Genomic DNA, 25,588 nt, shown 5'->3' on the forward strand with positions numbered 1-25,588 from the left:
AAACCGGGAAGCATGAGTTATGAAAAATTATACTGCCCGTCAGTAATTCTGACGGTTGGGTCCGTTTGTATCGGACTTATTAGCTAGTACTCTTAGAATATAAAATAGAAATGTGATGAAAATGTGATGACAAAATGAAAAATAAACAAAATAAATAAAAAAGAATGAAGATTTTCTTATTTTTTTTAAAAATGCAGTCCTGCCATAAAAAAACCTTTGAAAAATCCCATTTTTTGTATATAATAGGACTGTATATGTAAAAATAGGTTTAATGGCATTTCTATGTCCGCGTGGATATGGGAATATTATCCATAGATTCAGGAACAGAGAGACGAAAGGGGCAAGTATTTAAAATGATGAGTACAGATATTGGTATCGATCTCGGTACTGCCAGTATATTAGTTTATATCAAAGGAAAAGGTGTTGTATTAAAGGAGCCGTCAGTTGTGGCTTTTGACCGTGATACAAATAAGATCAAAGCAATCGGAGAGGAAGCAAGACTGATGCTCGGAAGAACACCGGGAAATATCGTGGCAGTCAGACCACTTCGTCAGGGTGTTATTTCTGATTATCAGGTTACAGAGAAGATGATCAAGTACTTTATCCAGAAAGCACTTGGTAAGAAAACATTCCGTAAGCCGCGCATCAGTGTATGTGTGCCAAGCGGTGTCACAGAGGTTGAGAAAAAAGCTGTTGAGGATGCAACATATCAGGCAGGAGCAAGAGAAGTTGCAATCATCGAGGAACCGATCGCTGCGGCAATCGGAGCAGGTATTGATATTTCAAGACCTTGTGGAAATATGATCGTGGATATCGGAGGAGGAACAGCCGATATCGCGGTGATCTCTCTGGGCGGTTCGGTTGTCAGCACCTCTATCAAGATCGCCGGAGATGATTTTGATGAGGCGATTGTCCGTTATATGCGTAAAAAGCACAATCTTCTGATCGGTGAACGTACTGCAGAGGATATCAAGATCCGTATCGGAAGCTGTTTCCCACAGGCACAGGCCGAGACGATGGATGTACGCGGACGTAACCTTGTGACAGGACTTCCGAAAACTGTAACGGTTTCTTCGGAGGAGACAGAAGAGGCACTCAGAGAGCCGACACTTCAGATCGTAGAAGCAGTACATTCTGTACTGGAGAAAACTCCGCCGGAACTTGCAGCAGATGTTGCGGATCGTGGTATTGTGCTGACAGGCGGTGGTTCATTGCTCAGAGGTTTGGAGGAGCTGATCGAGGATCGCACCGGAATCAATACGATGACTGCAGATGAACCGATGACATGTGTTGCAATCGGTACCGGAAAATTCGTAGAGTTTTTAGCCGGAAAACGTGACGAAGATTAAATTTTTTTTGTGTTTTGCCGATACAATAAATGAAAGATATGCTTTGTGCACAGATAGGGAAAACGTGTGAAAAATAAGGTTTTTCATATGCGGAAATACGGATTAAAATACATCAGAAGCTGTGCAGAAATGGAGAGTTTACATGGTAAAGGGATTGTATACAGCGTATACAGGAATGATCAATGAACAGAATCGTCTGGACATTCTTTCGAATAACCTTGCAAATGCAGACACCAATGGTTATAAGAAAGAGGGAGCGACAAACCAGACGTTTGCAGATGAGCTTGCGATCAAGATCAAGGATACATCCAGCTACGGCATGCCGCAGAAGCTTGGAACCATGAGCATGGGTGTACACATCGGAGAGACTTACACGGATTACAGCCAGGGAAATTTCAGGGTAACAGATAACGCAACGGATTTTGCACTGGATGGAGATGGTTTCTTTGCAATCGCCTATACGGATAAAGCAGGAAACACATCTGTAAAGTACAGCAGGGATGGAGCCTTTGTGGTAAATACAGCAGGTTATCTTGTCACAAAAGACGGCGACTATGTATTAAATCAGAATGGAGCCATGAATGCGGATGCAGGAGCACGTATTCAGGTGGATCCGAATGTACCGATCACGGTGGATGAAAAAGGTAACATTTTTCAGAATAACCAGCAGGTTGGTACGATCGGCGTTGTAGATATTGCAGATTATAATTATCTGGCAAAATACGGCGAGAATATGTATGACCTGGTAAATGGCGGTGCCCGTCAGGCATCCACTGCGAAAGTAACGCAGGGATGTATCGAATCATCCAATATCAATGTTGTTTCGGAGATGGTCAATATGATCACGATATCGAGAGCCTTTCAGGCTGGACAGAAGGTGATCAACGCTGTGGATGAAACATTAGACAAAGCGGTAAACCAGGTGGGAAGGGTATAAGCAGGAGGTAAACTGGAATTATGATGAGAGCTCTTTATACTGCGGCAACCGGTATGATTGCACAGCAGTCAAACGTGGATAATATTTCAAATAACCTTTCAAATGTCAATACAGTCGGATATAAACAGGAGAAGATGGAGTTTAAGTCTCTGCTTTACCAGACAATCCAGACGCGTACAACCAGTGCAAATGGCGAGGAAAAGCCGATCTCTGCACAGGTAGGACTTGGTACCAGAGTGGCATCCAACACCTCTATTTATACACAGGGGTCACTGATGGCAAGTGAGAATGCAACTGATTTTGCAATCAGCGGTGATGGATTTTTTGCAGTGCGCGGAGCAGACGGAAAAACTTATTATACCAGAGCCGGAGATTTTGTATGGTCTGTCAATGCAGGCGGTACATTAACTCTTTGCACGAATGAGGGATACCCGGTTTTAGATTCCAACAATCAGCCGATCAATCTTCCGGCAGGTATCAGTGCAGAGAAAGTGATCGTCAGCGAAAATGGAAAAATGGGATATACCAATGCAGCCGGCACATATGTGGATATGAACCAGACGATTGGATTATTCCAGTTTAATAATCCAAGCGGACTTGAAAAAACAGGAACCAATCTTCTTGCAGTGACACCGGCATCCGGTAATGCAATGAACGAGTCTACAACTGCAAATCTTACTAAGAGCAAAGTTTTACAGAAATACCTGGAAGGTTCTAATGTTCAAGTCGCAGATGAGATGGTAAACCTGATCATTGCACAGCGTGCATATCAGCTCAACTCAAAGGCAATCACAACATCGGACGAGATGCTTGAGCAGGCAAACAATCTGAAACGTTAAGATTAGACAGCGGATGTAGGAAAGGAAAAACAATATGATTTCCATGGACAGCATTTCATCATTGATCGATACAAGCAAAAATACAGTAGCTGCAAATCAGGCAAGTTCCCTGCAGAGTTCCTTAAACAGTATTTCTTCGGATTCTTCCGAGGACGAACTGATGCAGGTTTGTAAAGATTTTGAATCATATTTTGTGGAAGAAGTTTTAAAAGAAATTAAAGAGAGCCTGACAAGTGAGGATGATGAGGAGGATTCTTCCACATCAACACTGAAAGATTATTATATGGACAATGTCATCGAACTGGTTGCAGACCAGGTTGTAGATGAGGTTGGAACCAATTTTACGCAGCAGCTCTATGAGCAGATGAAACGTAATTATAATATAGAATAAGTTTGCGCAGATAAAATGTCGTAAAATCGGCGCAGCAGAAGTAAAGTGTGCAGATAAGTACATAATTGAAACAGTATGCAAAAATCGGTGCAGTTTTAACGGGAAAATGAACGATGGGTTCAAAAATCCCGTTAGACTGCATTTTTTATTCATGGCAATAGCTCGCTCACAAAGCGTTTATTTTATTGCTTTCGCGGCAGAAAACAGAATTCTGGAATGGAGAAAACAGTGGAAAGTCTTGCAGGATATGTGGAACACATTATATATCGGAATGCGGATAATGGATATACCGTGTTAAATCTGGTGAGCGGGGAGGATGAAATCACCTGTGTGGGGATATTTTCGGCAATCGCAGAGGGAGAAAATATTGAGGCACAGGGGGAGTACACGGAACATCCGACCTATGGGCAGCAGTTTAAAGTAACAAGTTTTGAGGAGAAAGCACCTGAAGATGAGGAGGCAATAGAGCGGTATCTTGGTTCCGGTGCAATCAAGGGAATCGGGCTTGCCATGGCGGCAAGAATTGTCAGGCGTTTTAAGGAGGATACCTTCCGGATCATAGAGGAAGAACCGGAACGTCTCGCTGAGATCAAAGGGATCAGTAACCGCAAAGCAATGGAGATTGCCAGCCAGGTCAACGAAAAGAGGGATCTGCGGCAGGCGATGATCTTTTTGCAGCAGTATGGAATCACGATGAATTTAGCGGTCAAGGTATATCAGGCATACGGACAGGATGTTTATGGTATCATCCGGGAAAATCCGTACCGGCTGGCGGACGATATTGATGGAGTCGGATTCCGGACGGCGGATGAGATCGCGGCGCGGGTTGGTATCCGGATGGACTCTGATTTCCGTGTGCGAAGCGGAATCCTGTATACACTGCTTCAGGCAAGTGGGGAGGGACATACCTATCTGCCGGAGACAGAGCTGACACCGCGTGCATCAAAATTATTGAATGTTACGGCAGAACAGGTGGAAAAGCAGTACATGGATCTTGCCATTGAAAGGAAGATCATCTTAAAACAGATGGAAGATCAGACACAGATCTATGCAGCGTCATTTTATTATATGGAAGCAAACACGGCGACGATGTTAAAACGGCTCAATGTAAGTTATGATGTGTCAGATGCGGAGATTGAACAGCGAATCCGGGGGATCGAAAAGAAAAGCGGCATGACGTTGGATGAACATCAGGTAACGGCGGTCAAAGAGGCAGTGCGGAATGGTCTGCTTGTGATCACGGGGGGGCCTGGAACCGGAAAGACGACCACGATTAATACGATCATCCGCTATTTTGAACTGGAGGGCTTGGAAATCTTTTTGGCAGCTCCGACAGGGCGTGCAGCAAAGCGCATGAGTGAGACAACGGGATTTGAGGCGCGGACAGTTCACCGTATGTTAGAGCTGAATGGGGGAGCCGAGGGAAGCGGTGGATTTGAAAGGGATGAAAGTAATCCACTCGAAGCGGATGTGATCATTGTAGATGAGATGTCGATGGTGGATATCTCACTGATGTATTCTCTGCTCAAAGCAATCTCTGTGGGAACGAGGCTGATTCTTGTCGGGGATGTCAATCAGCTTCCGAGTGTCGGACCGGGAAGTGTACTCCGTGATATTATCCAATCACATGCCTGCAATGTAGTTATGCTGACCAAAATCTTCCGTCAGGCATCCACCAGTGATATTATTGTCAATGCGCATAAGATCAATCATGGAGAAGAAGTGATATTAGATAATAAGAGCATGGATTTCTTTTTCCTGAAACGGTATGACGCAGATGTGATCATCAATGTGGTGCTGCAGCTCATTAAGCAGAAACTGCCGAAGTTTGTGGATGCGACGCCTTATGATATCCAGGTACTGACACCGATGCGCAAGGGACTGCTTGGCGTAGAGCGCCTGAATGGGATTTTGCAGCGATATATGAATCCGCCTGCCAATGATAAAGTGGAGAAAGAATATGGCAGCACTGTGTTCCGTGAGGGGGATAAAGTTATGCAGACAAAGAATAACTACCAGCTCGCGTGGGAAATCCGTACAAAATTTGGACTCACTGTGGATAAAGGCCTTGGAATTTTCAATGGAGATATGGGAATCATAAGACAGATCAATGATTTCGCAGAACAGATGATCATAGAGTTTGATGAAGGGAGAATGGTAGAGTACCCCTATAAACTTCTGGATGAACTTGAGCTTGCCTATGCGATCACGATCCATAAATCACAGGGAAGTGAGTATCCGGCGGTCGTCATTCCGCTGCTTGGCGGTCCGATGATGTTAATGAACCGGAATCTATTGTATACTGCCGTCACGCGTGCAAGAAAATGTGTGACGTTAGTCGGCAATGAAGTGACCTTCCAGCAGATGATTCGGAATACCTCACAGCAGAAAAGGTACAGCGGACTCTGCGACCGCTTAAAAGAAAATTAAATAAAATAATAAGAAGCTGCCATGCAGGGCAACCGGTAATGAAAATCATTAACACCGGCTCACTTGTACGGCAGCTTTTAATTTATGACAATAGAATGTTCGCAGAGTGTGCATTCTATTGTTATTGGTAATTTTAAAATCCTGTTGTGCTTTAGCAGATCTGCATATCAGGATAACAGTGCTTTATCATTGGCGAATTCTTCGCCGCTGACCTTTTCAAACTGATGAAGTAGATCTTCGACGGTCAGTTTCTTTTTCTCTTCTCCGGAGATATTTAAGATCACTTTTCCTTCGTGCATCATGATCAGGCGGTTACCGTGCACGATGGCATCCTTCATATTGTGTGTGACCATCATGGCGGTCAGATGATTTTCTGCGATGATCTTATCAGAAATCTCAAGCACTTTTGCGGCAGTTTTCGGATCAAGTGCTGCAGTGTGTTCGTCTAACAGCAAAAGTTTTGGTTTTTTGATCGACGCCATTAAAAGTGTGATCGCCTGCCGCTGTCCGCCGGAGAGCAGACCGACTTTACTGGTGAGACGGTCTTCCAGTCCAAGATCTAAGGCTTTTAACATTTCGCGGTAGGTATCGCGTTCCTGATGGGTGATTCCCCACGAAAGTCCCCGTTTTTCACCACGTCTTGCTGCAATCGCCATGTTTTCTTCGATCGACATGGTGGTTGCGGTTCCGGTCATCGGATCCTGAAATACACGTCCGAGGTATTTGGCACGTTTGTGCTCGGATAATTTTGTGACATCGTCTCCACCGATATAAATTTTCCCGGAATCAATTGGCCATACACCTGCGATGGCGTTTAACGTGGTTGATTTTCCGGCACCGTTTCCACCGATCACGGTAACAAAATCGCCCTCATTTAAAGTCAGATTGACACCATTTAAAGCAATTTTTTCGTTGATGGTTCCGGGATTAAAAGTTTTGTGGATATTGTCGAGTTTTAACATTTCAGCCATTGACGGACACCCCTTTCCTGCCGTATTTGGATTTGAGATACGGGAATGCAAGGAAAATCGCAACGACGATGGCAGAAAACAGTTTTAGGTCATCAGACGGCAGTTTCAGCCATAATACGATATTCATTACAATATAGTAGATGATCGCGCCGCCGATCACGGAAAACATGGTATATGCAAAAGCAAAATGTTTTCCGGCACATAACTTCCCGAAAAGTACCTCACCGATGATGACAGCGGCAAGACCGATGACGATGGCACCACGTCCCATGTTGACATCTGCGGCACCCTGATACTGTGCGTAGAGTCCTCCGGAAAGACCGACAAGACCGTTTGAGATCATCAGCGCAACGACCGTGTGGAAATCAGTGTTGATACCCTGTGCGCGGGACATCTGCCGGTTACATCCGGTTGCGCGGATGGCATGTCCCTGCTCGGTTCCGAAATACCAGTATAAAAGGGCAACGACCGCCACGCAGAAAAGAACACATGTCACAAACAGCTGGACTTTGGTAGCGGAAGAATCCGAGATGTAACGCAGGGAAACAACTAACGGATACTTGTCAACACTGACAGCCTGATTCGAACTTCCCATAATATTTAAGTTGATGGAATAGAGTGAAATCTGTGTCAGGATACTTGCAAGGATTCCGGGAATACCAAGTGCAGTATGCAGAATTCCGGTGATAAAACCGGCTGCCATACCTGCTAAAAATGCAAAAATAAGTGCTGCCCATGGATGCATGCCGGAACGGATCAGTATAACGGCAACTGCACCGCCGGTTGCAAGAGAACCGTCAACGGTAAGATCGGCAAAATCTAAAAGTCTGTATGTAATATATACACCCAGTGCCATCAACCCCCAGACCAGCCCCTGCGCAAAGGCGCCGGGCATGGAACGGAAGAGAGCCATCGGGTCTAAGGACATAAGTATTGTCATAGAAAAACCCCTTATCAAAAATATTTTTTATTCGGCAGCGATGGCAGTATAGTCATCAGGAACTGTGATGCCAAGCTGTGAACAGATATCAGCATTGTATTCTTTGGTAACATTCTCTGCATACTGTACATCCATGGTCGAGATGTCAGCACCGTTTACTAAAACGTCGTATGCCATTTTGCCTGCTGTATAACCGATATCATAGTAGCTGATGGAAAGTGTGGCTACACCACAGCCGGAACAGATACCTTCCTCACCGGCGATGATCGGAACACCTGCCGGAAGAGCAATATTGTTGATGGATTCAGTATTGCCTGCCATGGTATTGTCAGTCGGAATATAGAGGACATCACATTCACTGACGGCACTCTGTACAACAGAAGCGATGTCGTTGGAATCTGATACGGTATATTCTTTATAGGAAATACTGTCTTCATCGAGAGCTTTTTCAAATTCGGTTGCCTGGTATGCAGAGTTTGGTTCTGCGGAGCAGTAGAGAATGCCGACATTTTTTGCATCTGGGAACAATTCGACAAGCATGTCTTCCTGCTGGTCAATCGGAGCAAGATCTGCAGTTCCGGATACGTTTGTACCGGTAGAGCCGGTCCAGTTGTCAATGTCAAGTGCTGTTGCATAGTCGGTAACGGAAGTACCGATCACCGGGATCGTGCTGGTTGCTGCAGCTGCACACTGCAGAGCAGTCGTTGCATTTGCTAAGATCAGGTCATAATTGTTAGCGACGAAACCGTTGCTGATGGTTGCGCAGTTTGCCTGCTCGCCCTGGGCATTCTGAAGATCAAAGGTAACATTGCCAGAACCAAGTAATTCAGTCAGTGCATCTTCAAATCCCTGGGTTGCCTGATCAAGAGCAGGATGCTCTAACTGCTGGCAGATACCGATCGTATATTTTTTGCCATCGGAAGAGGTGCCTGCACCACTTTCAGTGGCCACTGCATCCGAAGTCTGTGCTGAATCGGAAGCTGCTGCATCCGTGGTACTGCTGGTGTTTGCTGTACTGTTTCCACATGCTGCAAGTGATGCAGCCATGGCTGCTGTCATTACGACAGATAAGATTTTTTTGTAGTTTTTCATAGAATTCTCCATTCCTGCCCGTTTTTCAGGGCATCATAAGTTTGTGCCGGGGCACACATCTTGTGTGTGAAAAATTTTATTTTTCACATTGCTGCCCTTTAGGACTTTAAAGTGCTATCGCTTTTAATAAATAAATTATAAAGACCTAAATGGGATTCGTCAACATTATAGTAAGAAAAAATTAAGAAAAACTTTATGGTATGTATTTGGCAAAAATGATATTCTTTGCAGGGAGAGATCCGGAAAGGATCTTATGAAAATCAGAAAAAATGACATTTTCCTATATGGAAGAAAAATGTTATTTCAGATGCTTGAAATCCTTTATCCACGAAGATGTGCAGTCTGTGATGAAATTGAAGTGACAGGAAAGGGTATTTGTCCGCTATGTAAAGACAAGGTGCATGTGGCAGGAGAACCGGCATGTAAAAAATGCGGGAAACCGCTTGTGGATGAGAGAAAGGAATTTTGCACCGACTGTGGAAAAAAGCATCATGTATACACACAGGGAAAGGCAGTGTTTGTTTATGAGGGTGGTATAAGAAATTCAATGTACCGCTTTAAATATGGAAATAAAAGAGAATATGCAGAGTTTTATGCGAATGCAGCAGTGGAAAAATATGGAGTGTGGCTGAACAAAATAAAAGCAGAAGTGCTGATTCCCATTCCAATGTATTCCCGGAAGAAGCGACTGCGCGGATACAATCAGGCCGAAGTATTTGCGCGGGAACTTGGAAGAAAAGCAGGGATTTTAGTGGATGAGCACCTGGTCAGAAGAGTGAGAAATACAATTCCTCAAAAAGAGTTAAATGAATCACAACGACACAGAAATTTAAAAAATGCTTTCCAATTGACAGCAGATATAGTAGAATATAAGAGAGTCGTGCTTGTGGATGATATCTATACGACAGGGAGTACGATGGATGAAGTATCAAAAGTCCTGAAAGCGTCAGGAGTGGAAAACATATATTATATCTGTATCAGTATCGGAGAAGGGTATTGACAGAATGACAGGAGGTCATGCCAATATGGAAGTGAAGAATTGCAAGGGCTGTGGACGTTTATTTAATTATATGGGTGGTGCACCATTGTGTGATGGATGCAGAAAAAAATTTGAACAAAAGTTTCAGGAAGTAAAACAATATCTGGACGAGAACCCGAATGCATCTGTTAATCAGGTATCCGAGGACAATGATGTATCAGTAAAACAGATCAAGCAGTGGATCCGTGAAGAGAGACTTTCACTTTCAGAAGCTTCACTTGACGGTGTTACCTGCGAGCATTGTGGCAGACCGATCCGGACGGGGCGCTTTTGCGAAAAGTGTAAAGCGGCAATGGCAAATTCATTCGCAAACTCGATTGAAAAACCAAAGCCTTTAGAACCACAGAAAAAAGAACGCGACGGAAACAAGATGCGTTTCTTATAAGAGAAGAGCAGGGCCTGACAGGTGGTCCTGCTTTTTTATTCATAAGGAATTACGTCCTATGAATAAAAAAGCCCTCCGGGTGGGATCGCACTGCGTCAGAGATGAATTATGTCGCGGGGGCGACCCGCCGCAGGCGGTGAATCCTGTGGAACAGGATTCTTTTTTTCCTTTGAAAAAGAAGGGCACTGTGATATAATGAAAAATAAGAATGCGTAACTGCGAGCAAAAATGCAGTTTGCTAAGAGAAAGGAAACGCAGCATGGTCAATGAACAACGACTGCACAGCATGATAAAAATAGCAAAATTTGATGCAAACGATGGAAAACGCTGCAAACCGATGATCCAGTATGCGCGAAAGGATTATGTGGCATTACAGCTTCTGAAAAGTTTCGTGGTCGGCACGATCGCATTTTTTATGATGTTAGGGCTTTGGGTACTCTATTCTATGGATGCTTTGATGGAACAGATCAACAAAATGGATTTTGTAAAGGCTGCTACTACACTGGGACTGCTCTATGGAATTTTTATGGTAATTTATCTTCTTGCCACATATATTATTTTTAATATGAAGTACACTTATGGCAGAAAAAAGGTAAAAAAATACTATGCGGGTCTAAAAAAGATCAGTGCGATGTATCTGCGGGAAGAACGGTTGAAAGGGAACGGAAACAAAGACTGGGACTGACAACGGAAGCAATGCGGAAAATGAGATTTTTCACATGTGGAAATGGAGATTAGTATGACGACCTTATTGGAATTAAAAGAGAAATTAACACGTTTTTATGGAAAATATGATATATACATTACGCCGGTGATAAAGTTTACTGTTGCACTCACAGCATTTTTGCTGATAAATCACAACATTGGTTATATGGAAAAAATCAGCAGTACACCAATTGCCCTGATCCTTGCCCTGATCTGTTCGATTCTTCCAGTCGGGGGGGCCGTTTTTATTGGCTCTGTGCTGATCCTTTTGGATATGTATGCACTTTCCTTAGAAGTATGTATTGTGGCCCTGATCCTGTTTATTCTGATGTATATCCTGTATTTTCGGTTTTCTCCAAAAAACGAGTATGGGGTGCTTTTGACACCGATTTGTTTTGGACTGAACATTCCGTTTGTGATGCCGGTCGGCATGGGACTTTTGCGGGAATTATATTCCATGTTTTCTCTGGTCTGCGGTATCGTTCTTTATTTCTTCTTAAACGGTGTAAAGCAGAATGAAACAACACTTGGCGGAGTGGATGAGAAAGATGCGGCAACATCAAAGATTGTTGTTGCGTTGAACCAGCTTTTGGGCAACAGGGAAATGTATCTGGTGCTTGCGATCATGGTGGTAACACTGGTCATCGTTTATATCATACGAAAAATGTCCATTGAGCATGCATGGGCGGTCGCAATTATATTTGGTATTTTATTCGAGGCAGTTGGTATGATCGCAGGGGATATGGTACTTGGAATCAGCGGAAAGACCATCACAATTCTGGTGGGAAGCATTATTTCCTGCGTGATTGCATTTGTGATTCAGTTCCTGTTTTTCAATCTGGATTATTCAAGGACAGAAAGACTCCAGTTTGAAGATGATGAGTATTATTATTATGTAAAAGCCGTACCGAAAGCAATCGTTGCAGGGACAGATAAAAAAGTGACCAGATTCAGTGGAAAAGAAGAACAGGATCGTATGACGAAAAAACGTTTCGCAGAAGAAATGGAGATTGACGAAGATCTGCTGGATTAGTTACTTTAAATACAGATAGCGGAAAGGAAAGTGAAGCAGGTGCAGAATGCGATGGCAACCATGGGCGCGTTTTGGGAAAAAGCGTCTATTTATTTGAATTTACCAAAGATTACAATGACAGATGTTGTGGAAATTCTCATCATAACATTTCTGTTTTATTATATGCTTGTGTGGATTAAGAACACAAGGGCATGGGTACTGTTAAAAGGTATTATGGTAATATTGCTTTTTGTTCTGGTTGCAGCTGTATTTCAGATGAATACGATCATCTGGATTGCAAAGAACACATTGAGCGTCGCAATTACTGCCATAGTTATTATATTCCAGCCGGAAATCCGGAAAGCACTGGAAAATCTTGGACAGAAGAATTTCCTTACTTCTTTTTTTGCGTTTGATTTTTCAAAGGGAGAAATCGCAAAGTTTACGGATAAAACGATCAATGAACTGGTAAAGGCATGTTATGAGATGGGAAAAGTCAAAACAGGTGCACTTATCGTCATTGAGGATGAAATTGTTCTTTCGGAGTATGAAAGAACCGGTATTGCAGTAGATGGAATACTGACAAGCCAGCTTTTGATCAATATTTTTGAAAAAAACACACCGCTTCATGACGGAGCCGTGATTGTCCGCGGGGACAGAGTGGTGTCTGCCACCTGCTATCTGCCACTGACGGATTCTTTAAGTATCAGCAAAGATCTTGGTACAAGACATCGTGCGGCGGTCGGAATCAGTGAAGTCAGTGATTCTCTTACCATTGTTGTATCTGAGGAAACGGGAAAAGTTTCCATCGCCATGGGTGGGGAATTGTACCGCAATGTGGACGCTGAGTTTTTAAAGAACAAACTTTCATTTATACAGCATCGCGAGAAGAAAGTTTCAAAAATTGAATTATGGAGAAGGAGGCTTAAGGATGTTAAAGAATCTGGCAAAAAAACTAACGAATAATCTTGGCCTCAAGGTACTGGCTGTGTTATTTGCGATCGCTCTGTGGATCGTAGTGGTCAATATTGATGATCCGGTCAAACCGGCACAGTATACGATCAGTGTAACACAGGATAATATGGATTATCTTACCTCAAATGGAAAGTATTCCGAGACACTTGGCGGGAAAAATACAGTTACGTTTACGGCATCGGCAAAACGAAGTATTCTGGAAAAATTATCCAACACGGATTTTACTGCAGTTGCGGATATGGAAAAGATTGAATATGTGGAAGGTGATGGCGTATGCCGTGTCCCGATTACGATCACATGCAGTAAATATAACAGCAATACAGTTACCATTTCATCCAAACAGCAGTATCTGGATGTGACAGTGGAAGATCTTGGAAATGTACAGAAAAAGATCACTGCAAGCACGGAAGGTACGGTCATGGATGGCTGTGCACTTGGAGATGTTTCCATCGTGACATCGAATCTTTTGAAAATTTCGGGACCGTCTTCTGTTACGAGTCAGATCAGCACGGTAGTCGCAACGATCAATGTTGACGGAATGTCATCGGATGTGACCGATACAGTAGTGCCGGTTTTATATGATGCGGATGGTAATGAGATCGATGCTTCAAAGTTAAAAATGAATATTAATACCGTTACGATCACGGCGCAGATATTAAATACAAAAGATGTGGATCTTTCCTTCCAGACAAAAGGAACTGTGGCATCCGGCTATACATTAAAAGAAATTACCTACAGTCCGAAAAAAGTCCGGATCAAGGGAGAAACGGATGTGCTTAATAAGGTGGCTAAGATCGCAATACCGGATGATGTGTTAGATATGAGCGGTGCAACGGAAGATGTTGAGACAACTGTAGATATTACATCTTATCTTCCAGATGGAACTTCGCTGGTACTTGCAGCAGACGCAAAAGTGGAGGTCAAAGTAAAAGTAGAGCCGATCACAACAAAAACCTTCGAGGTGGATGCATCTGCGTTTACGCTTGAAAATATTCCGGATGCGACAAAGGCGAAGATTACGGAAGATACGATTCAGGTTGAGGTCACCGGAGCGGAAAGCGATATTAAGAAGCTGTCAGCAGATGACATTACAGGTACTGTTAATCTGCAGGGATATGGAAATGGTGAACATAATATCGCTGCAGATATTGATGTGGATAATGAACTTTATCAGGTAAAAACCGTGCGGATCCCGGTTAAAATGACTGCGGAAGATACGGAAATAAAATCAACGGAAAGCAGCAAAAAGAGTGCTTCTAAAACAAAATAAAAGAAATTAATAATTTGGAGGAAATACAATGGCAAGAATGTTTGGTACAGATGGTGTCCGTGGAGTGGCTGGATCAGAACTTACGATCGAGCTTGCGACAAAACTTGGACAGGCGGGAGCTTATGTGCTTACGAAAGAGCAGGAACATCAGGCAACGATTATCGTTGGCTGTGATACGAGAATTTCAGGAGGAATGCTTGCAAGTGCACTGATGGCAGGAATCTGTTCTGTCGGTGCAAATGCGATTTTTGTCGGAGTAATGCCGACACCTGCAATTGCGTATCTGACGAGAAAACATAAGGTAGATGCCGGGGTTGTCATTTCCGCATCCCATAACCCGATGGAATTTAACGGAATTAAATTTTTTAACGGCGAGGGATATAAGCTTTCTGATGAGCTTGAAGACGAGATCGAGGCACTGATCCGTAATAATATGAAGGATGTCAACCTGCCGATCGGTTCCGGAGTCGGTAAAATTGATTATCGTTTCGATTTAAGAGACGAATATGTTGAATTTATGAAAAAATGTGTTCCGGTTGATCTGACAGGCATGAGGATCGTGGTTGACTGTGCAGAGGGAGCCGCTCATTATACGTCAGTGAAGACATTGAAAGATCTGGGGGCTGATCTGGTGGCAATCCATACCGAACCGGATGGAACGAATATCAATGCAAACTGTGGTTCGACGCATATGGATGAATTAAAAGCCAGAGTAGTTTATGAAAATGCTGCCATTGGTATTGCATTTGACGGGGATGCAGACCGTATGCTTGCTGTGGATGAAAAAGGAGAACTGGTCGATGGAGACCAGATCATGGCAATCTGTGGTACTTATATGAAACAGAAAGGTACCTTAAAAAAGAATACGATCGTTGTTACTGTTATGACAAACCTTGGATTTTCACTGATGGGAGAACGCGAAGGCATCCATGTGGAAAAGACAAAAGTTGGCGACAGATATGTTCTTGAAAATATGAGAGAACATGGCTATAATATCGGAGGCGAGCAGTCAGGACACGTTATTTTCCTGGATGACAACACCACAGGTGATGGTCTGCTTTCTGCACTTCATCTGCTTGAGGTTATGGTGAAAACGAAAAAAACTTTATCAGAGCTTGCATCTGTTATGGAAGTATTACCGCAGGCACTTGTAAATGCAAAAGTGCCAAACCATAAAAAAGACAACTTTATGGATTATCAGGAGATTGCGGATGCAGTTGCAAAATTAGAGCAGAAGTTTAACGGAGAGGGAAGAGTTTTGATCCGTCCATCTGGTACAGAGCCGCTTGTCCGTGTCATGATTGAAGGAAAAGATCAAAAGGTGATCGATGAGGAAGCTAAAAAGTTAGCGGAACTGATTACGAAGATCATGCTTTAAATATCGTATATACAATAAACAGTTTGGAGGGATTTACTATGGTAAGCCAGAAAGTAACGATTAAAAATCCGACGGGACTTCATTTGAGACCGGCTGGAATTTTATGCAAGGAGGCCATGCAGTTTAAATCACATGTGACATTTCGTTACAGAGAAAATACAGCAAATGCAAAAAGCGTGTTGAGTGTACTTGGTGCATGCATCAAATCCGGGGATGAAATAGAGCTTGTCTGCGAAGGAGAAGATGAAAAAGAAGCACTTACGTCGATTGTTACGGCAATTGAAAATGGATTAGGAGAATAAATGATGAAAAAGATCTTAGTGACAGGGTGCAACGGACAGTTAGGGCGTGCCATCCGACAGGAATATAAAGGTGAGGATGTTTCCTTTATCAATACAGATGTTGCGGAAGGTGAAGGCATTGTGGCGCTCGATATTACCGATGTGAATGCTGTCCTTGCGCTGGTTCGTGCGGAGAGACCGGATGTCATTATCAACTGTGCAGCGCACACCAATGTGGATGCGTGCGAACAGCAGTGGGATGCCGCATACCGGATCAATGCGATCGGACCGAGAAATTTAAGTATTGCAGCAAGAGAAGTCGGAGCAAAAATGATCCACGTTTCCACCGATTATGTATTTGAGGGAAACGGAACAAAGCCATATACGGAATTTGATGAGATCCATCCGGTCAGTGCCTATGGAAAGACGAAGGCGGAGGGAGAAAAGTTTGTCCGTGAATTTGCAGACAGATATTTTATTTTCCGTACCGCATGGCTTTATGGAGATGGAAAAAACTTTGTAAAGACGATGCTTCGCCTTGCGGAGTCACACGATGAAGTCAGTGTTGTATGTGACCAGCAGGGATCCCCGACAAGTGCGGTGGAACTGGCAAGAGCCATTCATCATTTTGAACCGACAGAAAATTATGGTACATTTCATGCAACCTGTGAGGGCGATACCAACTGGGCAGCTTTTGCGGAAGCAATTTTTAAACGTGCAGGAAAGACAACAAAAGTCAACCATGTCACAAGTGAGCAGTATGCGAAGATGAATCCGGCTTCTGCAAACAGACCGGCATATTCGATTCTTGAGAACTATATGATGAAACTGACAGACGGTTACAAAATGGCTGAATGGCAGGATGCACTTGATGAGTATATGAAAACACTGGAATAATACGATGACAGAATATATCAAAAAACATTACCGGCTGATTCTGATGTCGGTATTTGCTGCGCTGGTCTGTTTTGGGTATCAGGCATTTAACTCGAATATCAGAATCGATACAGAGGAACTGATCAATCATCCCGGGTCTACGTTAGGGTGGCTTACGATTGGAAGATTTGGACTGGTTCTGTTAAAACGGATGCTTGGTCTTGGTGTACACCGAACGATAAAGAGTGGTATTCTGATGCTTTTGTTTTTTATCCTGGGAGGCAATGTACTGACGTATGGATGCTATTATTTTTCAGGAAAAAAGGATGGAAAACCGTACTGGATATTTACGCTGCTTTATATGACATCCAATATCTGGAGTTTTCAGTTTTATTTTTCACTGCAGCAGGCGGAAGTCGCATTTGCAATGCTTTTGATGGCAGTCACCGGATTTTTTATGTGTGATCTTTGTTTTTGCGAGAAATATAAGGAGAACAGAAGCGGAAAAGATCTGTGTAAGCTGTTTTTGTCCACAGTGTTTATTGTGCTGGCACTTGGTACTTACCAGGCACTGGCAGTTTATTATATTGCAGTCTGTGTCATGTTTTTCTTATTGTTCTTCTGGCAGGTGAATGGAAAAAGGGAAAAATGTGGAATTCGCATTATTTTTCTTGTGGCCCATTTCGGTATTTCCTATCTGATATACAGGGGGATTGCGGGTACATGGTTCATGGCAGCCGGTGATTATATGGAAGGGCAGAGCAACTGGGGAAGTGAACCGGCTGCTGAATGTGTCAAGAATGTTCTTCGTGTTGTGAAAAATCAGCTTCTTACCGTCGGACCGCGGAATTTCTCTTTCTATGTGATCGGTGTACTGCTCGCATTTTATGTGATATGGATCGCATGGACGAGAAGAACAGAAAGTGGACGTGCCGGTTTTTGGATTTTTGCAGCAGGAATGATTTTTATGCTCATTACACCTTTTTTAATGACAATCTATGCAGGTGCGATGCTGGTGACAAGGACACAGTTTGCACTTCCGGTTGTGGCTGCATTTCTTGCGATGTTTGGTGTGATGATATTAAAAGAGCAGCAGATTTCCGATGTACGACCGGAAAAACAGGAGCGGGACAGGAAAATGTGCCGATGGCTGCAGGTAATGGGCAATGTGGTGATATTGCTTGTAATCGCAGTTACAGGCGGTCAGGTCTGCTATAACATCAGAATGCACAGCGCAGATCAGGTGCGTTATGAACAGGATGCGCTGCTAGCGGATCAGATCACGGATGCTTTGAAGAGGGAGATCCCCGGGGTGGATGCAGAAGGAGAACCGGTGGATAAAAAAGTGGTATTTATCGGATACCGGCAGCCACAGTTAAACAGCTGGAACCGCCATACGGAAATGTACGGGTGGTCATTTTTTGAATGGGATTATACCAGAGAACATCCAGCGGGGGCAACGCACCGGATCGCAGGATTTTTAGAAGCACATAATGGAGTCCATCTGGACGATGGTTATTCCGAAGAGATGGAATATAAGGCGGCAGCACTGTCGGAAGATATGACAGTCTTTCCGGCTGAGGGTTCAATCGTGGAAGAAAAAGATCTGGTGGTCGTCAAGCTGTCTGAAATTACGGAACGCCCGGCAGTGGACTGGTGGTAAAACTTGTACAGACAATAAAAGTATGGTAAAATGATGAAAGATTTTGTAGACCATAGAATGGAGAAAATTATGAGAACATATTTAGTAACCGGAGGAGCCGGATTTATTGGATCTAACTATATTCATTACATGTTTCGCAAATATGATAACGAGATCAGAATTATCAATGTGGATGTGCTTACTTATGCGGGCAATCTGGAAAATTTAAAAGACATTGAAAATCGTGAAAATTATACATTTGTGCGTGCAGATATCACGGATAAAGAGGCAATTGCAAAGATTTTTGCAGAAAATGAGATCGACCGCGTGGTACATTTTGCAGCAGAGAGTCATGTAGACCGCAGTATCAAAAATCCGGAAGTATTTGTAAAAACGAACGTGCTTGGAACAGCAGTTATGTTAAACTGTGCAAAAGCGGCATGGGAGCTGCCGGATGGCAGTTTCAAAGAAGGGAAGAAATTCCTTCATGTATCGACGGATGAGGTATATGGTTCTTTAGAGGATGACGGAACATATTTTTATGAGACAACACCGTATGCACCGCACAGTCCGTATTCTGCGAGCAAAGCATCTTCAGACATGCTGGTAAAGGCTTATATTGACACTTACCATTTCCCGGCAAACATTACCAACTGTTCTAACAATTATGGACCATACCAGTTCCCGGAAAAACTGATTCCGCTTATCATCAACAATGCGCTGCATGGAAAGAAACTTCCGGTATATGGAGACGGAAAAAATGTCCGCGACTGGCTGTATGTGGATGACCATGCGAAAGCAATCGATATGGTACAGGAAAACGGACGCCTCGGCGAGACTTACAACGTCGGCGGACACAATGAAAAACAGAATATTGAAATTATCAATATCATTATAGATACACTGCTTGAGATGCTTCCGGCAGATGATCCGAGACGTGCACTTGTGAGCAAGGATCTGATCACTTATGTGGAGGACCGCAAAGGTCATGACAGACGTTATGCGATCGCACCGGATAAGATCAAGGCAGAGATCGGCTGGGAGCCGGAGACCATGTTCAAAGAAGGCATCAAAAAGACGATCGCATGGTATTTTGAACATGAGGACTGGATGAAAAACGTTACCAGCGGTGATTATCAGAAGTATTATGAGGATATGTATCAGAACAGGTAAGAAGATGCAGGCAGCAGTACCGCCAGATGGGGCGATACTGCTTGTTTGCGTTTTATAATGGACGTGAAAACAAGGAGGAAAATCCTCTGCTCACCAGAGGGCAAATTTTACATGATAAAATTGCATTTTGCTCCGCAAAACAAGGAGGATTGAATAATGAAGGGTATTATTTTAGCAGGTGGTTCCGGAACAAGATTATATCCGCTGACAAAGGCAATTTCAAAACAGATTATGCCGGTGTATGATAAGCCGATGATCTATTATCCGTTATCTACACTGATGCTTGCCGGCATAAGAGAGATTCTGATTATTTCCACACCGAGAGATCTGCCGGTGTTTGAAGAGTTGTTTGGAGACGGAAGCCAGCTTGGCATGAGTTTTTCTTATGCCGTGCAGGAACAGCCAAGGGGCCTGGCAGATGCATTTATCATCGGTGAAAAGTTTATTGGAAACGATGCGGTTGCATTGGTTCTTGGAGATAATATTTTCTACGGACAAAGTTTTTCCAATGTTCTGCGCAGTGCAGCTGAACGCACACAGAATGAAAAGGGTGCTACGATTTTTGGCTACTATGTCAGAGATCCGAGAGAATACGGCGTGGTAGAGTTTGATGAGAACGGAAAAGCTCTTTCTATCGAGGAAAAACCGGAGCATCCAAAGTCAAATTATGCTGTGCCGGGACTTTATTTTTATGACAATGATGTTGTACAGATCGCAAAAAATGTAAAGCCGTCTGCAAGAGGTGAAATTGAGATTACTTCCGTAAATAATGCATATTTAGAGCGTGGTGATTTAAGCGTTGAGACGCTTGGCAGGGGATTTGCATGGCTTGATACAGGAAACCACGATATGCTGCTTGCGGCTGCAGATTTTGTGTCAGCGATCCAGAAACGTCAGGGACTTTATGTGTCATGTATCGAAGAGATCGCATACAAACGCGGATTTATAGATAAAGAGCAGTTGTTAAAACTTGCAGAACCGCTTCTTAAGACTGATTACGGCAAATATTTAGTAGAAGTTGCCAAGGGACTTTAAAAAAAACAGATAGTGAGGATCAATAATTATGGGAAAAATTAAAGTAACACATGACTGTAATGGAATAGAGGGACTGAAGGTAATTGAACCGGCAGTATTCGGGGATGCCAGGGGATATTTTATGGAGACATACAATTACAACGATTTTAAGGAGGCAGGAATTGACTGCCAGTTCGTACAGGATAACCAGTCTGCCTCAAAAAAAGGTGTGCTCAGGGGCTTACATTTCCAGATCAACCATCCGCAGGATAAACTGGTTCGAGTGGTAAATGGAGAAGTGTTTGACGTTGCAGTGGATTTAAGAGAAGGTTCTGAGACATTCGGAAAATGGTTTGGTATTGTCTTGTCTGCAGAAAATAAAAAACAGTTCTTTGTACCAAAGAATTTTGCACATGGATTCATCGTGCTGTCTGATTATGCAGAGTTCTGCTATAAGGTTACTGATTTCTACCATCCAAATGACGAGGGCGGTATTCTCTGGAATGATCCGGCAATCGGTGTTGAATGGCCAATGCCGGAAGGAATGACACAGGCGGATCTGATCCTTTCCGATAAGGATAAAGTGCACGGTGGATTCGATGCATATTGTAAGGAACGGGGAATTGTAAGATAGGAGCACTCATATGACAGAAAAGAAGAAAAATGTCTGCCTGCCAAAACGTCTGATTGCCAGCCGTAAACTCATCGGCAATCTTGCCAAAAATGATTTTAAGAAAAAATTTGCGGGTTCTTATTTTGGCGTGATATGGGCTTTCATACAGCCGGTGATCACAGTGCTTTTATACTGGTTTGTCTTTGAGTTTGGACTACATCAGAAAGTCAATGATTTAAGAACAGGAATCGAGGTGCCATTTGTACTCTGGCTGATGGGCGGTCTTGTGCCGTGGTTTTATTTTCAGGAGGCTTTAAATGGAGGAACCGGGGTTCTTGATGAATACAGTTATCTGGTCAAAAAGGTCGTATTCCAGATCGATGCACTTCCGGTGGTAAAACTGATCTCTGCATTGTTTACACACGCTTTTTTTGTGATATTTATGCTGGTTGTTTTTGTCGTTATGGGATTTTATCCGGATCTTTATGTGCTTCAGGTGGTTTATTATTCGTTTTGCATGGTGATGTTTACGGCAGGACTGATCTATGCGACAAGCGCCGTGACGGTGTTTTTCCGTGACATGAAAGAGGTTGTCGCCATTCTTTTGCAGATTGGAATGTGGGTGACACCGATCATGTGGAATTTTGAGAGCATGCAGGGCATTCCAAAATGGGCTGTAGTACTGCTTAAGCTAAATCCGATGTATTATATCGTTTCCGGATACCGGGATGCACTGATCAATAAAACGGCATTCTGGGAACATCCGGGACTGACATTGTGGTTCTGGGGAATCACGCTGTTTACACTTTGGGCGGGAACGACCGTATTTAAGCGTCTGCGTGTACATTTCGCAGATGTGCTGTAGGAGCATCGCAAGAATGAAAACTGTGGAATGAGGATAGTATGGATAATTTAGCAATCAGGGTAGAGGATGTCTGCAAAGTCTACAAACTTTATGATAAACCGTCTGACCGGTTAAAGGATGCACTTGGACTGGTCAGAAAGAACCGTTTCAAAGAACATCATGCGTTAAATCATGTGTCATTTGAGGTGAAAAAAGGTGAGACGATCGGCATTATCGGAACCAATGGATCCGGGAAATCTACCATTTTAAAAATAATTACAGGTGTTTTAAGTCCGACGAGCGGCGAGGTGGAAATCGATGGAAGGATTTCCGCACTGTTAGAGCTTGGTGCCGGATTTAATATGGAGTATACCGGAATCGAAAATGTCTATCTAAACGGTATGATGATGGGATTTTCCCGCGAGGAGATGGATGCAAGGTTAGATGATATCTTAAAATTTGCAGATATCGGTGATTTCGTGCATCAGCCGTGTAAGACCTATTCGAGCGGTATGTTTGTCCGGCTTGCGTTTGCGGTGGCGATCAATATTGATCCGGAGATCCTGATCGTGGATGAGGCATTATCGGTCGGAGATGTATTTTTTCAGGCAAAATGTTATAAAAAGTTTGAGGATTTCAAGGCGCAGGGAAAGACCATTCTGTTCGTCAGCCACGATATCAGCAGTGTGGCAAAATATTGTGACCGTGTCATCTTACTCAATAAGGGAGATAAACTGGCAGAGGGAAATGCCAAGGATATGATCAACCTTTACAAAAAGGTTCTGCTTAAGAATTCAGACAAGATCACTGGCGGTAAGATTTTAGAAAATGATGCGTCCGATGGAAAGAAACTCTGGAAATCCAATTACCAGCTCAACCCGGATGTCAATGAATATGGAACCGGTGAGGCGGAGATCATTGACTTTGCGCTGATCGATGAATATGGCAATTATACGAACTGTATCCAGAAGGGGACTTCTTTTACCATCAAATCCAAGGTGAAATTCCTCTCTGATATACAGGATCCGATTTTTACTTATACATTTAAAACCGTACAGGGAACTGCTGTTACCGGAACAAACACGATGTTTGAAAAAGTGGGCATCGGGATGGCAAAGACAGGTGATACCTATGTTGCGACATTCCGCCAGAACATGGATATGCAGGGCGGCGAATATCTGTTATCCATCAGCTGCACCGGTTATGTCGGCGGAGAGTTCCGCGCGTACCACAGATTATATGATGTGGTCGGTGTGACGGTGGTATCCGACAAAAATACCGTCGGTTTTTATGATATGAATTCAGAAGTTACGATTGAAAAATGTGACGAATAGAAGAACGTAAAAGTGAGGAAGCAATGGGACATGTGAACGTGCCGGAGGGGCTGAAAGAGATCATACAACAGAATAGTGAAAAAGCCTATCCGCAGATCATCATGGAACAGGCATCCTATCCGTACCTTTTTCATCTGTCGGATATCAGGGAGAACCTGATCGCATTTCTGCCGGTGACAAAGCAGATGCATGTTTTAGAGCGGAATGCAGGATGCGGTGCACTGACAGGAAAACTGCTTTCTATGGCGTTACATGTGACGGCAGTGGTGGAGAGTGAAGAGGAAGCTGACATTTTACGGGTGCGTTATGAAAATGCCGGCAATCTGACGGTTCTGGTTGTTCCGGCTTCGGATACAAAACCGGAAACAAATGTACTGTATCAGGATCAGGCCTATGACATGATATTGATTGCAGGCGAATTTTCAAAATTTCAAAATGAGCTTTCCTGTATGAGAGAACACTTATCTGACAACGGGAAACTCTATGTGGCGGATGCCAACCGTCTGGGACTGAAATATTTTGCGGGGTGTCAGGAGGAATACCGCGGGGGATATTTTGCCGGACTGGAAAATTATGATAAGGATCCGGAACGATTCACAGAGGATGACAGGCACGGTGAGGCGAGGGTCTATACCAGAAAAGAGTATGAACAGATCTTAAAAGAAGCAGGATTTTCGGGAATTTACAGCTATTACCCATATCCGGATCACAAGTTCCCATCCTGTATCTATTCGGATGAATATCTTCCGGGAAGGGGAGAACTTTCCGACAACCGGAGAAATTTTGACAGGGACAGATTACAGCTTTTTGACGAGAAAAAAGTTTTTGATACGGTTCTGGCAGAAGGGTTATTTGGAGAACTTGCCAATTCCTTTTTGATCGAGGCAGGAAATAGGACCGGAGAACAGCGTGTGATTTATTCAAAATATTCCAATGAGAGGGCAAGGCAGTTTGCCATCCGCACGGATATCTGCAAGAAAGCGGATGGAGAAAAAAATGTCAGAAAATATGCACTTTATCCGGAAGGAAGAGAGCATATCTGTCATATGGAGAAGTCATACGAAAAATTGTCATCGTGCTATGCGGACAGTAATGGGAAAATCAGATTCTGCGCCTGTCATACAAAAAATGATGCAGCCGTATCCGGTTTTGATCCCGGTGTCACACTGCAGGATGTGATGGAGCGGGCGATTGAAAGAAATCAGACGGAACTGGTAAAGCGTATCCTTGATGATTATGCAAAACGTATCATGGAATATGGTGGAAAACACCTGTTTACACCAACCGAAGATTTCCGAAAAGTGTTTGGAGAGGTTCATTTTACAGAGGAAACTGAAGCGGTGGATATATGCGATATCGATATGATATTTGCCAATATTTTGATTCCTGCAGGCAGTGAGATGAAAATAGAGGAAGCAGAATGGACAGTCATTGATTATGAGTGGACGTTTTTCTTTCCGGTACCAAAGTTATTTGTATTATACCGTGCACTTTATTTTGCATATTACCAGATCATGGGAGGAAAAGGCACTCCGCTGGATGAGCTGTTAGCAGCTTACGGAATCAGTAAGGAATTAAAAGAACAGTTTGGCAGGATGGAGGAGAATTTTCAGGCATATCTGGGAAAGGGCAGCGTTCCGGTGCGCAATATGCAGCGTGTGATGGGAACAAAGATCGTTCCCTTAGAGCAGCTGCTAAGGCAGGATGCAGGGAATGTACAGATAGAAGAAATGCAGAATGTACCTTTTAGAGTGCGGAAGATTCTGTATCACATTGACAGACAGGAATATCAGGATGGCAGTGTGGTCTGTTGTGGATGGGCACTTGCAAAGACATGGAATGGAAAGGTACTTCCAGTTGATATAAAAGCAGTGATGCCGGACGGCACTGTGGTCACAGCGGAATTGAAAAGATATCCGAGAGCGGATGTCGCCGATGCATTAAAACTGCGCCGGACGTGCGATGTGAACCTGAACCTGGGATTTGACTGTGTGTTTATTGTTCCGCGCGAAACGGAATGGAAACTGATTTTTTCGTTGGGAAAACGCAGTGCGGAATATGATTACCAGAATAAATGACAGGAAGAAACAGTGACACC

Annotated in this window: 24 protein-coding genes; 21 read left to right on the forward strand and 3 right to left on the reverse strand. The window is 43.4% G+C overall.

Annotated features, from left to right (window positions below; all coding sequences use genetic code 11):
- The first annotated feature begins 353 nt into the window (after positions 1-353).
- The 5 genes from mreB (at position 354) to recD2 (ending at position 5,946) form a co-directional block, all read left to right on the forward strand.
- Entirely contained in the window at positions 354-1,349 is a 996-nt protein-coding gene (gene mreB, locus RIL182_RS03745) for a rod shape-determining protein (RefSeq protein WP_015521979.1), read from the forward strand.
- 142 nt (positions 1,350-1,491) lie between these two features.
- On the forward strand, positions 1,492-2,286 hold the full coding sequence (locus RIL182_RS03750) for a flagellar hook-basal body protein (RefSeq protein WP_006856703.1): 795 nt from the start codon (positions 1,492-1,494) through the stop codon (positions 2,284-2,286).
- Positions 2,287-2,306: 20 nt separating this feature from the next.
- Positions 2,307-3,125, forward strand: coding sequence for a flagellar hook-basal body protein (locus tag RIL182_RS03755; RefSeq protein ID WP_006856702.1), 819 nt, complete (start codon positions 2,307-2,309; stop codon positions 3,123-3,125).
- Positions 3,126-3,159: 34 nt separating this feature from the next.
- Entirely contained in the window at positions 3,160-3,516 is a 357-nt protein-coding gene (locus RIL182_RS03760) for a hypothetical protein (RefSeq protein WP_006856701.1), read from the forward strand.
- A 216-nt stretch (positions 3,517-3,732) separates the two neighbouring features.
- Positions 3,733-5,946, forward strand: a complete 2,214-nt coding sequence (recD2, locus tag RIL182_RS03765) for an SF1B family DNA helicase RecD2 (RefSeq protein WP_006856700.1) — start codon at positions 3,733-3,735, stop codon at positions 5,944-5,946.
- A 167-nt stretch (positions 5,947-6,113) separates the two neighbouring features.
- On the opposite strand, the gene RIL182_RS03770 is transcribed toward recD2, so the two are convergent.
- Genes RIL182_RS03770 through RIL182_RS03780 form a run of 3 tightly spaced genes read right to left on the reverse strand, consistent with a single transcriptional unit; the run spans position 6,114 to position 8,961 of the window.
- The gene (locus RIL182_RS03770; RefSeq protein WP_172606736.1) at positions 6,114-6,908 is read right to left on the reverse strand and encodes an ABC transporter ATP-binding protein; all 795 of its coding nucleotides are present in this window, start codon (positions 6,906-6,908) and stop codon (positions 6,114-6,116) included.
- A 1-nt stretch (position 6,909) separates the two neighbouring features.
- Entirely contained in the window at positions 6,910-7,857 is a 948-nt protein-coding gene (locus RIL182_RS03775) for an ABC transporter permease (protein ID WP_006856754.1), read from the reverse strand.
- Between the two features lie 27 nt (positions 7,858-7,884).
- Positions 7,885-8,961: an ABC transporter substrate-binding protein gene (locus RIL182_RS03780; protein WP_006856753.1), complete on the reverse strand. Its 1,077-nt coding sequence runs from the start codon at positions 8,959-8,961 to the stop codon at positions 7,885-7,887.
- A 241-nt stretch (positions 8,962-9,202) separates the two neighbouring features.
- On the opposite strand from RIL182_RS03780, the gene RIL182_RS03785 reads away from it, so the two are divergent.
- From RIL182_RS03785 to RIL182_RS03860, 16 genes are all read left to right on the forward strand, one after another.
- A complete protein-coding gene (locus RIL182_RS03785) occupies positions 9,203-9,949 on the forward strand; it encodes a ComF family protein (protein ID WP_006856698.1) in 747 nt (248 codons plus the stop codon).
- A gap of 25 nt (positions 9,950-9,974) precedes the next feature.
- A complete protein-coding gene (locus RIL182_RS03790; RefSeq protein WP_172606696.1) occupies positions 9,975-10,373 on the forward strand; it encodes a flagellar protein in 399 nt (132 codons plus the stop codon).
- A gap of 286 nt (positions 10,374-10,659) precedes the next feature.
- Entirely contained in the window at positions 10,660-11,058 is a 399-nt protein-coding gene (locus RIL182_RS03795; RefSeq protein WP_015521987.1) for a hypothetical protein, read from the forward strand.
- Between the two features lie 42 nt (positions 11,059-11,100).
- Positions 11,101-12,111 (forward strand): hypothetical protein, encoded by a 1,011-nt coding sequence (locus RIL182_RS03800; protein WP_006856751.1) that lies wholly within the window; start codon positions 11,101-11,103, stop codon positions 12,109-12,111.
- A gap of 51 nt (positions 12,112-12,162) precedes the next feature.
- Positions 12,163-13,056 carry a diadenylate cyclase CdaA gene (gene cdaA, locus RIL182_RS03805; RefSeq protein ID WP_022112671.1) on the forward strand — a complete coding sequence of 298 codons (894 nt, stop codon included), beginning with the start codon at positions 12,163-12,165 and terminating at the stop codon, positions 13,054-13,056.
- Positions 13,022-14,335, forward strand: a complete 1,314-nt coding sequence (locus tag RIL182_RS03810) for a CdaR family protein (RefSeq protein ID WP_006856695.1) — start codon at positions 13,022-13,024, stop codon at positions 14,333-14,335. Before cdaA ends, RIL182_RS03810 begins: the two co-directional genes overlap by 35 nt.
- A 28-nt stretch (positions 14,336-14,363) precedes the next feature.
- Positions 14,364-15,713, forward strand: coding sequence for a phosphoglucosamine mutase (gene glmM / locus RIL182_RS03815; RefSeq protein ID WP_006856694.1), 1,350 nt, complete (start codon positions 14,364-14,366; stop codon positions 15,711-15,713).
- Between the two features lie 38 nt (positions 15,714-15,751).
- Positions 15,752-16,015, forward strand: coding sequence for an HPr family phosphocarrier protein (locus RIL182_RS03820; protein ID WP_006856693.1), 264 nt, complete (start codon positions 15,752-15,754; stop codon positions 16,013-16,015).
- 3 nt (positions 16,016-16,018) lie between these two features.
- Positions 16,019-16,891, forward strand: a complete 873-nt coding sequence (rfbD, locus tag RIL182_RS03825) for a dTDP-4-dehydrorhamnose reductase (RefSeq protein WP_015559543.1) — start codon at positions 16,019-16,021, stop codon at positions 16,889-16,891.
- A gap of 4 nt (positions 16,892-16,895) precedes the next feature.
- Entirely contained in the window at positions 16,896-18,533 is a 1,638-nt protein-coding gene (locus RIL182_RS03830; RefSeq protein ID WP_006856691.1) for a glucosyltransferase domain-containing protein, read from the forward strand.
- 69 nt (positions 18,534-18,602) lie between these two features.
- A complete protein-coding gene (rfbB, locus tag RIL182_RS03835; RefSeq protein ID WP_044998866.1) occupies positions 18,603-19,685 on the forward strand; it encodes a dTDP-glucose 4,6-dehydratase in 1,083 nt (360 codons plus the stop codon).
- A gap of 156 nt (positions 19,686-19,841) precedes the next feature.
- The gene (gene rfbA, locus RIL182_RS03840; RefSeq protein ID WP_006856690.1) at positions 19,842-20,720 is read left to right on the forward strand and encodes a glucose-1-phosphate thymidylyltransferase RfbA; all 879 of its coding nucleotides are present in this window, start codon (positions 19,842-19,844) and stop codon (positions 20,718-20,720) included.
- Positions 20,721-20,748: 28 nt separating this feature from the next.
- Complete coding sequence (gene rfbC / locus RIL182_RS03845) at positions 20,749-21,333, forward strand: dTDP-4-dehydrorhamnose 3,5-epimerase (RefSeq protein WP_006856689.1); 585 nt, start codon at positions 20,749-20,751, stop codon at positions 21,331-21,333.
- A 10-nt stretch (positions 21,334-21,343) separates the two neighbouring features.
- Entirely contained in the window at positions 21,344-22,177 is an 834-nt protein-coding gene (locus tag RIL182_RS03850; RefSeq protein ID WP_006856688.1) for an ABC transporter permease, read from the forward strand.
- 38 nt (positions 22,178-22,215) lie between these two features.
- Complete coding sequence (locus tag RIL182_RS03855) at positions 22,216-23,490, forward strand: ABC transporter ATP-binding protein (protein ID WP_006856687.1); 1,275 nt, start codon at positions 22,216-22,218, stop codon at positions 23,488-23,490.
- A gap of 23 nt (positions 23,491-23,513) precedes the next feature.
- A complete protein-coding gene (locus RIL182_RS03860) occupies positions 23,514-25,568 on the forward strand; it encodes a class I SAM-dependent methyltransferase (protein ID WP_006856686.1) in 2,055 nt (684 codons plus the stop codon).
- The last annotated feature ends 20 nt before the right edge of the window (positions 25,569-25,588 follow it).

This window comes from Roseburia intestinalis L1-82, assembly GCF_900537995.1.
Classification (GTDB): Bacteria; Bacillota; Clostridia; order Lachnospirales; family Lachnospiraceae; genus Roseburia; species Roseburia intestinalis.